This is a genomic window from Flavobacterium saliperosum, from assembly GCF_900100625.1.
GTDB lineage: Bacteria > Bacteroidota > Bacteroidia > Flavobacteriales > Flavobacteriaceae > Flavobacterium > Flavobacterium saliperosum.
Map to the genome: position 1 here is coordinate 409,897 of NZ_FMTY01000002.1, position 14,983 is coordinate 424,879.

Sequence of the window (14,983 nt, forward strand, 5' to 3'; positions counted from 1 at the left end):
GTACACAACTATTTTAAATATATCAAGATGAAATTTTTTATTGACACAGCCAATTTAGAGCAAATTAAAGAAGCACAGGAATTAGGCGTATTGGACGGTGTTACAACCAACCCGTCGTTAATGGCAAAAGAAGGAATTACCGGAAAAAACAATATTTTAAAACATTACGTAGACATCTGTAACATTGTGGATGGCGATGTAAGTGCCGAAGTGAATGCCATGGATTTGGAAGGCATGATCAAAGAAGGCGAGGAGTTGGCTGAATTGCACGAGCAAATTGTTGTGAAATTACCGATGACCAAAGAAGGAATCAAAGCATGTAAGTATTTTTCCGACAGAGGAATCAGAACTAACGTAACTTTGGTGTTTTCTGCGGGTCAGGCTATTTTGGCTGCAAAAGCGGGTGCAACTTATGTTTCTCCGTTTTTAGGTCGTTTGGACGATGTTTCCACAGACGGTTTAAACCTAATCGACGAAATCCGTCAGATATATGACAACTATGCTTTCGAAACTCAGATTTTAGCGGCTTCTGTTCGTCACACGATGCACGTTGTTAATTGTGCTAAAATTGGCGCTGATGTTATGACCGGACCATTATCATCCATCTTAGGATTGTTGAAACACCCGTTAACGGATATCGGTATCGCACAGTTTATTGCCGATTACGAAAAAGGAAATAAATAGTTAGCAGACAGCAAAAGGCAGGAAGCGGATTATATTTTACAGTATAAAAAAAGGATTCAATTATTGAATCCTTTTTTGTTTTTATAGCAGTACGTTTCTGCATTCTGGTATCTACTACTTCAATTGTTCTTCAAACTGAGCGTCAAAAAGACTGACAAAGGCGTTTTTGATTGTACCATCCGCATTCAGAAGAATCACACGATGCAATTTGGTAATAACCCATTCGTCTTTTAATTTCTGTAAATCCGAAGCATGAAGTTCTACAGTATCCCTAAAATCGTATTTGGCTAATGTTTTGAGCCAATCTTCTTTGGATTCATCCATATTGACTGCAATGAAATTCAATTCGGGATGTTTCACTTTTAAATCGTGTGCCTTCTTGTGTACCGCTTCCAAATGTGATTTTGAACTCATCGTCCAGAAGAAAACAACGGTCTGTCCGTTAATCATGTGCGTAAAGTCGACTTTTTCGCCAAATGTATTAATGAATTCCTGTGATGGTAATTTATTCCCGGGTTTTAAATGCTGCGCCGCACTTGAAATTTTTCGGATTTCGTTGTGTTTGCTTTTGTCTGTTGATAGTTGAAAATAACGGTCTAAGAACTTCTTGTTGTTTGCCATGTTTTGATCTTCAAGAAGATACATAAAGGCAATGTTGTTCAGTACCCCATTTTTAATTTTCTGATTTTTAAATAAGGTATCGGTTATGTTCAGTTTTTTAATATTCGAAGCCAAGGCCGTTTGCTCGTAGTCTTTTTCAGTATTACAGTTTTTGTACGCAATATTGTTCAGCATTGCTGTCATGTAACGCACAAAAGCTACATACGTAGTCAAATCCTCATTGTTATAATCGATTTTTTTTCTGAAATCATAATAATTTTTGGGCAATGAATTACAGATGTCTTCGCCGCTTCTTCTTTTATGCGCAATCGGATAGATTTCTTTTTTTGCCAAATGATTCAAATCCAATGATGCTTTAGCATAAGTATCAAATTGTTCATCCCATCCGATTTCGGTTTTTCTACGCAGGTAAAAAGATTTTTTTACAGCATAGGAAGAATCAATGGTTCTGCTGAATTTTTTATAATCTTTATCAAAAACATCATACCCTCTGTCGGCTTCATTTTTGAGGAACATTTCGATAAGGAAATTGTTTTTTTGATCACCACGTCCGCAAAACACCAGCGAGTTGTCAAATTCTTTGGTGTTCAAACGAAGCATCAGACTGTCATTTTTGTCAAAATAAACGTATTGGTATTCGGGTTCGTGTCTGAAAGTATACATTCCCGGTGTAAGTGAATCGAATTTCTTGAAAAACCGATTTTTATTGTCCAGTAAAACAGAGTCAATAACTTCGTTATCCTTTAATAAAAGGACATAACGATTGTTCGGATTAAGTATTTCACCTCCAAAATAAGCGGTGTAATTGTCGTCTTTAAACTCTTTGTTGCAAGAAGTCAGACTTAAAATTACAATCGATGAAATAGGTAATAGTAGATTCTTTAAATTGGGAAACATCTAATCGAAATTTATTTCAAAACAAATATAGTTGTGTAAGAGGTAACTTGCTGTTAATGTACAGTTAAAATGCCAAAATGAACATTCTTCCTAATAGGGTTCAAAACTCCGCTATTTTTTCTACTTTTGCAACACTTTTATAAAAAATAAGAAATCAATGTTAACAGTTTCAAATTTATCAGTACAATTTGGTAAGCGAATTTTGTTCGACGAAGTAAATGTAACCTTTACGCAAGGGAACTGCTACGGAATTATCGGAGCAAACGGTGCTGGAAAATCTACCTTTTTAAAAATATTAGCCGGAGATATCGATCCTACTTCAGGACGTGTAATTCTTGAGCCGGGCAAACGTATGTCGGTTTTAAACCAGAACCACAATATGTTTGACGAACATACTGTTTTGGAAACCGTAATGATGGGTAACAAAACACTATTCGCCGTTAAAAAGGAAATGGACGAATTGTATGCCGATTACGATGATAAAAACGCCGACAGAATTGGGGAACTACAGGTACAATTTGAAGAGATGAACGGTTGGAATGCCGATTCGGATGCTGCAACCATGCTTTCCAATTTAGGGATTTCTGCCGATTACCATTATACGTTAATGGGTGAGATGGAAGGAAAACTGAAAGTACGTGTCCTTTTAGCGCAGGCATTGTTCGGAAATCCGGACGTATTGATTATGGATGAGCCTACGAACGACCTGGATTTTGAAACCATTGCCTGGTTGGAAAATTTCTTAGCCAATTATGAAAATACGGTATTGGTGGTTTCTCACGACCGTCACTTCCTGGATGCGGTTTGTACGCATGTTTCGGATATCGACTTCGGAAAAATTACGCATTATTCAGGTAACTATACCTTCTGGTATGAGTCTTCCCAGTTAGCCGCAAAACAACGTGCGCAACAAAACAAAAAGGCGGAAGAGAAGAAAGCCGAATTGGAAGAATTCATCCGTCGTTTCAGCGCGAACGTAGCGAAGTCAAAACAAGCTACTTCCCGTAAAAAAATGATTGAAAAATTAAATCTTGACGAAATCAAGCCGTCAAGCCGAAGATATCCTGCCATTATTTTTGATACCGAGCGTGAAGCGGGTGATCAGATTTTAAATGTGCAAGGTTTAAGTGCCACTACTGAAGATGGTGATCTTTTATTCAAGAACGTAGATTTGAATATGGCGAAAGGCGATAAAATCGTGGTTTTCTCAAAAGATTCCCGTGCTACATCAGCCTTTTACGAAATCTTAAACGGAAATCTTACGGCCGATTCCGGTACGTATGACTGGGGAATCACGACAACACAATCCTATTTGCCGGCAGACAACCACAGTTTCTTTGAAAGCGATTTATCGTTGGTGGACTGGTTACGTCAATGGGCGAAAACCGAACCGGAAAGAGATGAAGTATATGTTCGTGGTTTCTTAGGAAAAATGATTTTCTCCGGAGAAGAAGCGTTAAAAACATGCCGAGTGTTATCCGGAGGTGAAAAAGTACGTTGTATGTTATCCCGAATGATGATGATGAGAGCCAACGTGTTAATGCTGGACGAACCAACCAATCACTTGGATTTGGAATCGATTACGGCTTTCAACAACTCGCTGAAAAACTTTAAAGGTTCCGTGTTGTTTACCACACATGACCACGAGTTTGCACAAACCGTTGCCAACAGAGTAGTGGAAATCACACCAAAAGGAGTTATCGACCGATACATGACTTTTGATGAGTATCTGGAAGATGATAAAATCAAGGAAATGAGAAAACAGATGTATTCTTAAATATAAAAACCCGCTTTCAACAGCGGGTTTTTTGTTTTATATCAATGTAGTTTCCACTTCCGTCGGATGCATCAGTACTTTGTGAACCGGACATTTGTCGGCAATCTTCAAAAGGCGTTCTCTTTGTTCTTCGGTTAAATCACCTATCAGTTCAATTTTTCGGGTAAATACGGATTTTGTTTCTTCATTATTCCAATCGAAAGTGACTTCAATATTCACATCGGTTAAATTCCACCCTTTATGATTCGCATACATTTTTAAAGTGATTATGGTGCAGGAACCTAATGCGGAAGCCAAAAGTTCTTTGGGAGAAAAACCTAAATCCTGTCCTTCCAATTCAAGGGGTTCATCTGCAATCAGCGTATTGGTGGCCGTTTTGATTTCGGTTTTATATTTTTCCTGTCCGAGATGCGCGTTTATTTTTTCCATGATTATCTGAAATTTTTCAAAGGTGGCGGTAACGGAACAAATTCGGTTTCACCCGGAACTTTCGGGAAGGTCTGATTTTCCCAATCGGTTTTGGCTTTTTCAATTCGTTCTTTGCTGGACGAAACAAAATTCCAGAAAATATAACGTTCTTCCGGAAAGGGCTCTCCTCCAAAAATATAAACGGTGGTGTTTTCGCCCATTTCGAATTCGCAGAGTTTACTGTCTTTGGCAATAAGGATTTGTTTGGATTCAAAAACGATACCGTCACTTTTAATGTTTCCTTCCAGAATATACAAAGCGCTTTCACCAAATAAATCCTCTCCGATTTTTACTGTTTGTGCCGAAGTGCTTTTTATCTCAATCAGGTAAAGCGGACTGTAAACCGGTACTGCCGATTTTCTGCCGAACGCTTCACCGGCGATAAGTTTAAACGAGAGTCCGTTTTGTTCCCAATGCGGAATATCGTCTTTTTCCACATGAGTGAAATTCGGTTCCATTTCCTCGAGTTCTTTCGGAAGGGCCACCCAAATTTGTAATCCGTGCAGCATTTTTTCCAGATCTCTGAGATATTGGGGTGTTCTTTCCGAATGTACGATTCCTTTTCCGGCGGTCATCCAGTTTACGGCTCCGGGTTTGATTTCCATTTCGGTTCCCAAACTGTCTTTGTGCATGATGCTGCCTTCAAACAGATAGGTGAGGGTGGACAATCCGATGTGTGGGTGCGGAGCGACATCAAAGTTTTCAAATTCAGCTAAATAAGTCGGACCCATATGGTCTATGAATGCAAAAGGACCAACGGTTCGTTTTTCCCGAAAGGGTAACAGGCGTCCCACCATAAAGTTTCCGATATCGGCGGCGCGCTCTTCTATGATTAATTCTACATTTGACATGTGCTGTTTTTTCTTATAAAGTTAAGAACTTATTCTTCAAATCCTTTAAAATTTTCATCTACAATTCGTTTCCATTCCGGATGTCTTTTTACATAAGCAAAAACCAGCGGACAAAGCGGAATAAGCTTGTAATAGTTCTCTTCGATATAAACCAATGTCTTTTCGATTACGGCTGTTGCCGCACCTTTGCCCTCCAATTCGGGTTCGACTTCGGTGTGGATTAACGTAATGCTGTGAGGTCGCTCTTTATAAACGATAAACGCTTTGTGGCCGTCTACGGTAATTTCAAACTGGTGCAGTTCTTCGTTTTTTATCAATGGGATTTCTGTATATTCAGGCTTCATTTTCAGATTGTTTAGAATGTTAGATTTTTAGATGGTTAGAAAAAAGCAACTACCTTTAAGAGATTGTTGCTTTTAAATTGATTAATCTGCCAGATAACCGAATTTTCCGTTATTGAAATCATCAAAGGCCTGAATGATTTCTTCGCGTGTATTCATTACGAAAGGTCCGTGTGGAAAAATAGGTTCGTTAATCGGTTCACCGCTCAAGACCAGAACTATTGCGTTTTCCAGCGCTTCGATGGTAAAATCTTCCCCTGCATTTTCAAACAAACCAAAATGGTCGGTAGGTACGGTTTCTGCATCGTTTACTTTGATACTGCCTTCAATGACCAATAATGCGGTATTGTAATTCGCAGGAAATGAAAAGGTTGCTTTTCCGCCTTTGTTCAATTTGGCATTCTGCATATTAACAGGAGTGAATGTTGAAGCCGGTCCTTTTACGTTTTTGTAATTACCGGCAATGACTTCAATAAATCCGGCATTATCTTCTAATTCGTATCTGCCCATTTGAGCATTTGTTATGGCTTGATATTTCGGAGTTGACATTTTATCCTTGGCCGGTAAATTCACCCATAATTGCACCATTTGAAATTCGCCGCCGGTTTTACTGAATTCTTCTTCGTGATATTCTTTGTGTAAAACACCCGATGCGGCCGTCATCCATTGTACGTCGCCTTCACCGATGATTCCTCCACCACCGGCACTGTCATGATGCGCTACTTTTCCTTTGTAGGCGATGGTTACGGTTTCGAAACCTCTGTGCGGATGTACACCAACGCCTTTCGGGATTTCAGAAGGTGGAAAATGATATTTGGAGTTGTAATCCAACATGATAAACGGACTCATACGTTCCATATCCAAATGATAACCACTCGGAATAAAGTTATGTACCCTGAAACCGTCACCTACAAAATGAGGTGCTTTTGGTGCTGCTACTAATTCGATATTTTTTGTTGCCATTGTGTTTGCTTTTAAATTGTAACACAAAGTTAGTTCATGCAATGGTCGGAAGCACTTAATTTAGATTAAGAAATACTATTAAAAAAGCTGTAGTTTCCCACAGCTTCTCAAACTATACTTAAACTAAACTCAAATTAATCACACTGTAAACCGGATATTGAAGGCGCTAACAAAGCTCCGTTATTGTCTTTGACAGACCAGTCTCCGGTAATTATTCCGCCACTGTTAGTCGAATTCCAGGTAACATGAATGATTATGGTTTCACATTCCGAAACACTTCCTTCTACCTTTATTATTCTGTTGGAACTTCCACCGGGAGTTGATTGCGAATGCGATAAATTTCCGCCGGAAACTGAAATTATTGCGTCTTCACCAGTGAAGTTGGTTAATCCACCCTGAATTTTAATATACTCCTGATCGGTATCGGCAGTAAACGTATAGATTGCTTCTCTTGCCGTACCACAAGATAGCGCTTCACCGGTAAACGAAGTTTCACAACCCTCCGGACAAAGTCCGATTAGATCATAATTCACATCAAAATTGGCTGGAGGACCATTTCCGGCCACTGCGAGTCCAAAATCAATAACATCACAAGCTTGCCAACCATTTGCCAACGGATAAGAATATACGCCCCAGGTATTGGCTGCAACCGGACCCCCTGTCCAAATAGAAACACCGTCCATAACCAAATCGTTCCAGCCATTGGAGCTTTTCACCTCGATTACAAAATGTGTTTCGGTATTGTAGTATTTAATATCTATCGTTTTGCTGTTATTGTTATTATAACGACCACCCCAAGTAACAGTTTTAGTATCCTGTTTGTCAAAATAGGGTCCGTTAGGCACAATACAATCCGATTCGCAGTCACCGGCCCGTGATAGAGAAAAAGTTGGTCCGGAAACATCATTCCTGTTGGTTTCATCTTCTTTCTGACACGAAGCCAAAAGAAACACTAACATACACAAACAATAAATAGCCACACCACTGTTGGAATAAGTAAATTTTTTCATAATCAGTTTTTTTATTGTTAATAATTATGTTAAAAATATTTTTATTTTTCTGTAAAAGTGTCTTTTTGTCTTATTTTTCGTTGATGTTGATTGTTTTTACGATTAATGGTATATAAAAGTGTTTCAAATTTGGTTATAAAAAGGATTATCCTGTTTTTTGATAATTATCATCCAATATATTATACCGGAATTAGCAGATTAACAAAAAAATCGTACTTTTACACACCAAACACAACACTTTATTTATGAGTCAAAAAGTATTGCTCACTTCAAAAGAAGTCAATATCATTCTGCATCGTTTGGCCTGTCAGTTGATCGAAAAACATTTCGATTTTTCAAACACTATTCTTATTGGAATTCAGCCGAGAGGTAAATATTTAGCTGAGAGAATCAAACAAATTCTGGAGCAGGAGTATAATGTTAAGAACATACCGTTAGGCTTTTTGGATATCACTTTCTTTAGAGACGACTTCCGTAGAAACGAAAAACCGATGGAAGCCAATAAAACCCAAATCGACTTTTTGGTGGAAGATAAAAAAGTGGTTTTCATAGACGATGTTTTGTATACCGGACGTAGTATTCGTGCGGCTTTAACAGCGATTCAATCGTTTGGAAGACCCTCCGGAATTGAACTTTTGACACTAATCGACAGACGTTTCAGCCGTGATTTACCCATTCAGCCGGATTATCGTGGCAGACAGGTAGACGCGATTAACAACGAGAAAGTTATCGTAAACTGGAAAGAAAACGACGGGGAAGATCAGGTGCTTTTAGTAGCCAAAACAACAAACAACTAAGAATTACAACAACACAACAATACCAATGAAAGAGCTAAGCGTCAATCATTTATTAGGAATAAAATACATCAACAAAAACGACATTGATTTAATTTTCGAAACTGCCGATCAGTTTAAGGAAGTAATCAACCGTCCGATTAAAAAAGTCCCTTCATTACAGCACATTACCATTGCCAACATCTTCTTTGAAGACAGTACGCGTACCAAACTTTCGTTTGAATTGGCACAAAAACGTCTTTCGGCCGATGTGATGAGTTTTTCGGTTGCACAATCTTCAGTAAAAAAAGGAGAGACATTAATCGATACCGTAAACAACATCCTTTCAATGAAAGTGGATATGGTGGTTATGCGTCATAAAAATCCGGGAGCAGCTCACTTTTTATCACAAAATGTAAAAGCCAGTATTGTTAACGCTGGAGACGGAGCGCACGAGCATCCAACACAAGCCTTATTAGACAGCTATTCCATTCGTGAAAAATTGGGTGAAGTAGGTGGGAAGAAGGTTGTTATTGTGGGTGATGTTTTGCATTCACGCGTAGCACTTTCAAACATTTTCGCACTCCAAATGCAAGGCGCAGAAGTTATGGTATGCGGACCGAAAACGCTAATTCCACGCTATATTGAATCGTTAGGCGTAAAATACGAGCCGAATTTGCGTAAAGCACTGGAATGGTGTGATGTAGCCAATATGCTTCGTGTACAGAATGAACGTTTGGATGTGAATTATTTCCCTTCAACGCGTGAATATGCACAACAATACGGAGTAGACAAAGCGTTACTCGATTCATTAAGCAAAGAAATCGTAATCATGCACCCGGGACCAATTAACCGTGGGGTTGAAATCACTTCCGATGTGGCAGATTCTTCGCAATCGGTAATCTTAAATCAGGTAGAAAATGGGGTAGCTGTCCGTATGGCAGTGATTTATTTATTGGCGCAGAAAATTAAATAAGTCTGAAAGTTGAAAGTCGATTGTCAGAAAGTTGTTGAGATTAAAAAAACTCAGTAACTTAGCAACTCAGCCGCTAAGCAACTTAAAAATGAAAGTAGATCATAAAATACACACCACTATAATTAAAGATACCGAAGGCAATGTTTCTGAATTTCTTAGAAAAGTAACCGATCAGTACGAATCTTTTAAAGAACGCAACCTTATTTTGGATGTATCGCACGATAAATCTGCAGATGTAAAAGCCATAAAGACATTTTCGGATTTGTCCAAAAAACACAAGAAAGCGAAAAAATCATTTGTGATTGTTGCCGATAATATCGATTTTAATGATGTTCCGGCTTCGTTGTTGGTGGTTCCGACACTTTTGGAAGCGCACGACATGATTGAAATGGAAGAAATCGAACGCGATTTAGGTTTTTAACTTTAAACCTTAAACTTGAAACTAACAATTCTTGGCTGTTATGCCGCGACTCCTCGAACGATTACCAATCCAACTTCACAAGTCCTGGAAATTAAAAACCGTATGTTTTTAATTGATTGCGGAGAAGGAACCCAGGTACAGCTTCGGAAAAATAAAATCAAATTTTCACGTATAGAACACATCTTTATTTCGCATCTTCACGGAGATCATTTTTATGGTTTGGTGGGATTGATTTCTACCTTTATGTTACTCAACCGTCAAACCGATTTACATGTTTACGGACCTAAAGGAATTAAAGAAGTAATCCTTTTACAACTCAGATTATCAAATTCTTATACAGGTTATAATCTTTATTTTCATGAATTGGAAAGTACCGAAAGTGAAGTAGTTTTTGAAGACGAAAAAGTGGTTGTAAAAACCATTCCGCTAAAGCACCGAGTGTATACAAACGGTTATCTCTTCATTGAAAAAAACCGTGAGCGGAAACTTAATATCGATGCCATTTTAAATTATGAGATTGATATGGTGTATTACCAGAAAATAAAATATGGTGGCGATATTACTCTGGAAGACGGAAGAGTCATTCCCAATGAAAAACTGACTTTCGATCCGGAACCCGCAAAGAGTTACGCTTTTTGTTCGGATACGGTCTATGATGAAAGCATCATTTCAATCATTGAAAACACAACGGTTTTATATCACGAAAGTACGTTTTTAGATTCTGAAGAACATTTGGCCGAAAAAACGATGCATTGTACAGCAAAACAGGCCGCAGCTATTGCAAAAAAAGCCAATGTTGAACAATTGGTTTTAGGCCATTACTCCACTCGTTATGAAAGTATTGAACGATTTCGAACCGAAGCCGAAACTGTTTTTCCGAATATTCTTCTGTCAGATGACGGAAGAGAATTTGAATTCTAGACAACTTAGAAAGTTAGAGAATTAGACTTCTTAGAGTTTTATAATTGATAAATTTCGAAAAAACTACTATGTTTATGTCCATGAAAATATTACCCCGATCTAACAATCTAAGTAGTCAAATAATCTAAGTAGTCTAACAATCTAAGTAGTCTAATAATGAGCGATTTAAGTAATTACCGAAAATCATATGAGAAAAGCGAACTTCTGGAAACCAATATTCCGGAAGATCCGATGAATTTATTTCACCGCTGGTTTTACGAAGCCGAAGATTTAGGCGGGATAGAGGAGGTGAATGCCATGACGGTTTCTACTATTGGCTTGGACGGCTTTCCAAAGGCCAGAGTTGTTTTGCTTAAAAAATTTAACGAAGAAGGCTTTATTTTTTATACCAATTATAATTCTGAAAAAGGAAAAGCATTAGCTCGAAATCCGAATGTTTGTTTGTCATTCTTTTGGCATTCCATGGAAAGACAGGTGATTATCAAAGGTATTGCAGAAAAAACCCCGGAACTAACGTCAGACAATTATTTCGACAGTCGCCCTGACGGTAGTAAATTAGGCGCTATCGTTTCTCCTCAAAGCGATGTAATTCCCTCAAGAGATTTTCTGGAAAACAATTTGAAACAATTGGAACAGGATTATCAGAATAAAGAAATTAAGCGTCCTGAAAACTGGGGAGGCTATTTGGTAAAACCAATCTCTGTAGAATTTTGGCAAGGTCGTCCTAACCGACTTCACGATAGAATTCGCTATCAATTACAGGAAGATTATAGCTGGAAAATTGAAAGGCTATCTCCTTAAATATCAGTAAATTACGTTTAAATGTTAAAATTTAGTGCATTTTGTCGATTTTATTTGCTTATAATCGATTTTGATGTACATTTGCCTCGTTATCAATTAGTTACATAAAAAAATGATAACGAAGCAAAGCATAACATTTAAATTTTGAGTTTATGAGAGTAACAATTTTCCGTCCCATTTCGATCATTGCCCTACTTATAACTTTTGCATCTTGTTCATCAGATAGTACAGACGAAACACCTCAAGTTGAAACGTCTTCGAATTATACAGTAAACAATAATTATACTTACAGTCCGATTGAAACTGAAATTGCCAATTTGATTAACCAATATCGAGTTAGTAAAGGTTTGAATCCGCTTGAAAAAATAAATCATATTTCAAACGTTTCCGAAGGTCACGATGATTATATGATTTCGATCAACACGTTAACACACGCCCTTTTTGCCCAAAGAGAGGAGAATTTAAGAACTACTTTAGGAGCTGTTGCTGTTGGGGAGAACATTGCCTGCAATTTTTCTACCGCACAATCTGTAGTAACCGCATGGATTAACAGTCCGGCTCATAAAGCCAACATGGAAGGGAATTACACCCATTTTGGAATTGCAGTTAAAACCAATGCCGAAGGAAAAATGTATTTTACCAACATGTTCATCCGAAAATAGACTTGACTTAAAAAAAATCTGTTTAGTTTCTGGGTTTAAATAATCCAAAAAATGGAAAAGCATTCGCTAAGGCGAGTGCTTTTTTGCTTTAGGAAATACCTAATAGTATTCTTTCAAAAGGCGTAGTGTTAAAATTTTACGCATTTCATCGATTATATTTGCAGATAATCGATTTAGATGTATATTTGTCTTGTTGTCAATGAGTTATGAAAACTTAAAGATTGCAAAGTAAAGTGCCACTATTAATTTGAGTGTTTATGAGAGTAACAATTTTTCGCCCCATATCGATTATTGTCCTACTTATTACTCTTGCTTCCTGTTCAACAGAAAGTACAGACGAGACAACACAAGATGATGCATCTGCAAGTTATACGGTGAACAATAATTACACTTACAGTCAGATTGAATTGGATATTGCTGATTTGGTAAACCAATACCGCGTTAGTAAAGGTTTGAATTCACTTGAAAAAATAAATCATATTTCAAACGTTTCCGAAGGTCACGATGATTATATGATTTCAATCAACACGTTAACACACGCCCTTTTTGCCCAAAGAGAGGAGAATTTAAGAACTACTTTAGGAGCTGTTGCTGTTGGAGAGAACATTGCCTGCAATTTTTCTACCGCACAATCTGTAGTAACCGCATGGATTAACAGTCCGGCTCATAAAGCAAACATGGAAGGGAATTACACCCATTTTGGAATTGCAGTTAGAACCAATCCTGAAGGAAAAATGTATTTCACCAATATGTTTGTCAGAAAATAGACTTAGCTAAAAATATGTGTTTAGTTTCTGGGTTTGAATAATCCAAAAATGAAAAAGCATTCGCCCAGGCGAATGCTTTTTTTATTAAATTAATTGTGAAAAATTAAATGCAATTATTCCATGCTTAAGACGATGAATTCGCTTCGTCTGTTTTTCTGATGATCTGCTTCTGAGCATTTTACATTATCAGAACAACCGTTAATAAGCTGTGTTTCTCCGTAACCTTTAGCAGTTAATCTGCTTCGTTCGATACCGTTTTTAACCATATATTCTAAAGTTGATTTTGCTCTTCGATCCGAAAGTCTTTCATTGTATTTGTGTGTTTGGCGACTGTCGGTGTGCGAGCGGATGTCTACTTTCATTTTTGGATATTTTTCCATTACTGCAATGATTTTTTCTAAATCAACTGCAGCATCAGGACGAATATTCCATTTGTCCAAATCAAAATAAATAATACTGATGTCAAATATTTTTGCAAGATCAGTTCCGTTTTCTACTGGCATTACACGTTTTTCCAAAGCAATGTCAGCTCTCGTTTCTCCTGATTTCAACGGAATGGACACATTGATTTCTTTGGTTTCATAATCGGTGTTTTCCGCTCTTACATAATATTTTTTATCACATTCGATGTTTTCTTCGAAAGCGAATTCACCTTTGTCATTGGCTTCCACGGCTTTTATCAGTTCCATGTTCGCATCAAATAAGGAAACTTTAGCTCCGGGTAAGGCTTGTGTGGTCTGCATATCGGTAACACTACCTTTTAGTACTTGTTCACAAACATTTTCCTTGAATTTATAAATATCATCCGAACCTACACCGCCTTCACGATTGGAAGTAAAATAACCAATATGACTTTTCGTATTTACAATGTATCCGAAATCGTCTTTTGCACTGTTAACAGGAGCTCCGACGTTTTTTACCGAAGTAAAGCTGCCATCTTTGTTCATTTTTGATTCGAAAACATCCAATCCTCCGATTCCCAAATGGTCATCCGATGAAAAGTAAAGTACATTTTTATCGGTGATATACGGGAAGGTTTCACGCAAAGGCGAGTTGACGCCACTGCCTAAATTTTCCGGTGATCCAAAAGTTCCGTCTTCATTGATGGCCACTTTGAAAATATCCGATGCTCCCAATGTTCCAGGCATGTCAGAAGAAAAATACAATGTTTTTTCATCGGCACTTAAAGCGGGGTGGGCGACACTGTAATCATCATTATTGAAAGGCAGTTCGGTAATATCATCCCATTTTCCGTCTTTTAAGGTTGCCTTATAGATTTTCAGTTTATTCACCTTGTCGTCGCTTTTTCCTTTTTTACCATCATTGTAATTGTTTCGGGTAAAATAGACCGTGTTTCCGTCTTTTGTAAAAACCGGTGTGGCTTCATGAAACTTGGAATCAAGTTCTTTTGAAAATTCCTGGGCATCACTTAATTTTCCGTCTTCTGCCACTTTTGCAGTGTAAAGTTTAGTGAAAAACTGGTCGTTCCAACTGTGCTTTTTTTGAAAAACATCTTTGGTTTTTCGGGCTGATGTAAAAATAACATCCGAGCCTTTGAAAGTGGATCCGTAATCTGAAAATTCCGTATTTACGCCTGCATTTTCAACTATATATCTGTCGGAGTTTTTTCGTAATTCGTCCAGATAATTTTTGTTTTTCATTAATTCTTCTCCTGCCGGATTATTGGTTTTCTGATAGAATTTCAACTGATACTCATCGGCTTTTTTGTAATTTCCAGTTGCTTTCAGCGATTGTGCGTATCGGAAATAATATTCGGCCGGAACATCGCTTGAGAGCGCAAAGAGTTCTGAATACCATTTTTCGGCTTTTTCATACTCCCCGTTAAAGTAGTAGGAATTTCCAAGTCTTTCGAATAGATCGACAGACTTATGACCTTTTTCAGCTACCTTTTCATAGACTTCAATGGCATCTATGTAGGCATAATTATCATATTTTTTATCGGCTCTGGCTTGTCTCCCAATTTGAGAATATACGCTGCCAATGCTGAAAAGGGTTATTAAAAGTAGTGCTTTAATTTTCATAACTAATC

At 37.7% G+C, this 14,983-nt stretch carries 16 protein-coding genes; 9 read left to right on the forward strand and 7 right to left on the reverse strand.

The annotated features are described in order from the left end of the window. Positions 1–27 precede the first annotated feature (27 nt). On the forward strand, positions 28–684 hold the full coding sequence (gene fsa, locus BLQ05_RS05300; protein WP_023576667.1) for a fructose-6-phosphate aldolase: 657 nt from the start codon (positions 28–30) through the stop codon (positions 682–684). 114 nt (positions 685–798) lie between these two features. On the opposite strand, the gene BLQ05_RS05305 is transcribed toward fsa, so the two are convergent. Continuing rightward, entirely contained in the window at positions 799–2,202 is a 1,404-nt protein-coding gene (locus tag BLQ05_RS05305; protein WP_023576668.1) for a TlpA family protein disulfide reductase, read from the reverse strand. Between the two features lie 157 nt (positions 2,203–2,359). Here BLQ05_RS05305 and BLQ05_RS05310 point away from each other — a divergent pair, with 157 nt between their 5' ends. After that, on the forward strand, positions 2,360–3,979 hold the full coding sequence (locus BLQ05_RS05310) for an ABC-F family ATP-binding cassette domain-containing protein (RefSeq protein WP_023576669.1): 1,620 nt from the start codon (positions 2,360–2,362) through the stop codon (positions 3,977–3,979). Positions 3,980–4,015: 36 nt separating this feature from the next. On the opposite strand, the gene BLQ05_RS05315 is transcribed toward BLQ05_RS05310, so the two are convergent. The 5 genes from BLQ05_RS05315 to BLQ05_RS05335 all read right to left on the reverse strand — a co-directional run bounded on the left by BLQ05_RS05315 (position 4,016) and on the right by BLQ05_RS05335 (position 7,612). After that, complete coding sequence (locus BLQ05_RS05315; protein ID WP_023576670.1) at positions 4,016–4,408, reverse strand: OsmC family protein; 393 nt, start codon at positions 4,406–4,408, stop codon at positions 4,016–4,018. Between the two features lie 2 nt (positions 4,409–4,410). Beyond that, positions 4,411–5,298 carry a pirin family protein gene (locus tag BLQ05_RS05320; RefSeq protein WP_023576671.1) on the reverse strand — a complete coding sequence of 296 codons (888 nt, stop codon included), beginning with the start codon at positions 5,296–5,298 and terminating at the stop codon, positions 4,411–4,413. A 29-nt stretch (positions 5,299–5,327) separates the two neighbouring features. Next, entirely contained in the window at positions 5,328–5,642 is a 315-nt protein-coding gene (locus BLQ05_RS05325) for a GNAT family N-acetyltransferase (RefSeq protein WP_023576672.1), read from the reverse strand. 81 nt (positions 5,643–5,723) lie between these two features. Next, entirely contained in the window at positions 5,724–6,602 is an 879-nt protein-coding gene (locus tag BLQ05_RS05330) for a pirin family protein (RefSeq protein WP_023576673.1), read from the reverse strand. 134 nt (positions 6,603–6,736) lie between these two features. Then, complete coding sequence (locus BLQ05_RS05335; protein WP_023576674.1) at positions 6,737–7,612, reverse strand: hypothetical protein; 876 nt, start codon at positions 7,610–7,612, stop codon at positions 6,737–6,739. Between the two features lie 245 nt (positions 7,613–7,857). Between BLQ05_RS05335 and pyrR the strand changes: the two genes are divergently transcribed. From pyrR to BLQ05_RS05370, 7 genes are all read left to right on the forward strand, one after another. Beyond that, positions 7,858–8,409, forward strand: a complete 552-nt coding sequence (gene pyrR, locus BLQ05_RS05340) for a bifunctional pyr operon transcriptional regulator/uracil phosphoribosyltransferase PyrR (protein WP_023576675.1) — start codon at positions 7,858–7,860, stop codon at positions 8,407–8,409. Between the two features lie 25 nt (positions 8,410–8,434). Beyond that, entirely contained in the window at positions 8,435–9,361 is a 927-nt protein-coding gene (locus BLQ05_RS05345) for an aspartate carbamoyltransferase catalytic subunit (RefSeq protein WP_023576676.1), read from the forward strand. A gap of 88 nt (positions 9,362–9,449) precedes the next feature. Continuing rightward, on the forward strand, positions 9,450–9,782 hold the full coding sequence (locus tag BLQ05_RS05350) for a hypothetical protein (protein WP_023576677.1): 333 nt from the start codon (positions 9,450–9,452) through the stop codon (positions 9,780–9,782). A 15-nt stretch (positions 9,783–9,797) separates the two neighbouring features. Then, positions 9,798–10,703, forward strand: coding sequence for a ribonuclease Z (locus BLQ05_RS05355; RefSeq protein WP_035654582.1), 906 nt, complete (start codon positions 9,798–9,800; stop codon positions 10,701–10,703). Positions 10,704–10,859: 156 nt separating this feature from the next. After that, a complete protein-coding gene (gene pdxH / locus BLQ05_RS05360; RefSeq protein ID WP_023576679.1) occupies positions 10,860–11,504 on the forward strand; it encodes a pyridoxamine 5'-phosphate oxidase in 645 nt (214 codons plus the stop codon). Positions 11,505–11,656: 152 nt separating this feature from the next. Beyond that, on the forward strand, positions 11,657–12,166 hold the full coding sequence (locus BLQ05_RS05365; RefSeq protein WP_023576680.1) for a CAP domain-containing protein: 510 nt from the start codon (positions 11,657–11,659) through the stop codon (positions 12,164–12,166). Positions 12,167–12,423: 257 nt separating this feature from the next. Beyond that, positions 12,424–12,933, forward strand: coding sequence for a CAP domain-containing protein (locus BLQ05_RS05370; RefSeq protein WP_035654583.1), 510 nt, complete (start codon positions 12,424–12,426; stop codon positions 12,931–12,933). A gap of 113 nt (positions 12,934–13,046) precedes the next feature. On the opposite strand, the gene BLQ05_RS05375 is transcribed toward BLQ05_RS05370, so the two are convergent. After that, positions 13,047–14,975, reverse strand: a complete 1,929-nt coding sequence (locus BLQ05_RS05375; RefSeq protein WP_023576682.1) for an OmpA family protein — start codon at positions 14,973–14,975, stop codon at positions 13,047–13,049. Positions 14,976–14,983: the final 8 nt, after the last annotated feature.

Bases quoted from the DNA above. Each gene is read 5' to 3' on its own strand.
- fsa (WP_023576667.1), top strand. From the start codon at position 28: ATGAAATTTTTTATTGACACAGCCAATTTAGAGCAAATTAAAGAAGCA.
- BLQ05_RS05305 (WP_023576668.1), bottom strand. From the start codon at position 2,202: ATGTTTCCCAATTTAAAGAATCTACTATTACCTATTTCATCGATTGTA.
- BLQ05_RS05310 (WP_023576669.1), top strand. From the start codon at position 2,360: ATGTTAACAGTTTCAAATTTATCAGTACAATTTGGTAAGCGAATTTTG.
- BLQ05_RS05315 (WP_023576670.1), bottom strand. From the start codon at position 4,408: ATGGAAAAAATAAACGCGCATCTCGGACAGGAAAAATATAAAACCGAA.
- BLQ05_RS05320 (WP_023576671.1), bottom strand. From the start codon at position 5,298: ATGTCAAATGTAGAATTAATCATAGAAGAGCGCGCCGCCGATATCGGA.
- BLQ05_RS05325 (WP_023576672.1), bottom strand. From the start codon at position 5,642: ATGAAGCCTGAATATACAGAAATCCCATTGATAAAAAACGAAGAACTG.
- BLQ05_RS05330 (WP_023576673.1), bottom strand. From the start codon at position 6,602: ATGGCAACAAAAAATATCGAATTAGTAGCAGCACCAAAAGCACCTCAT.
- BLQ05_RS05335 (WP_023576674.1), bottom strand. From the start codon at position 7,612: ATGAAAAAATTTACTTATTCCAACAGTGGTGTGGCTATTTATTGTTTG.
- pyrR (WP_023576675.1), top strand. From the start codon at position 7,858: ATGAGTCAAAAAGTATTGCTCACTTCAAAAGAAGTCAATATCATTCTG.
- BLQ05_RS05345 (WP_023576676.1), top strand. From the start codon at position 8,435: ATGAAAGAGCTAAGCGTCAATCATTTATTAGGAATAAAATACATCAAC.
- BLQ05_RS05350 (WP_023576677.1), top strand. From the start codon at position 9,450: ATGAAAGTAGATCATAAAATACACACCACTATAATTAAAGATACCGAA.
- pdxH (WP_023576679.1), top strand. From the start codon at position 10,860: ATGAGCGATTTAAGTAATTACCGAAAATCATATGAGAAAAGCGAACTT.
- BLQ05_RS05365 (WP_023576680.1), top strand. From the start codon at position 11,657: ATGAGAGTAACAATTTTCCGTCCCATTTCGATCATTGCCCTACTTATA.
- BLQ05_RS05370 (WP_035654583.1), top strand. From the start codon at position 12,424: ATGAGAGTAACAATTTTTCGCCCCATATCGATTATTGTCCTACTTATT.
- BLQ05_RS05375 (WP_023576682.1), bottom strand. From the start codon at position 14,975: ATGAAAATTAAAGCACTACTTTTAATAACCCTTTTCAGCATTGGCAGC.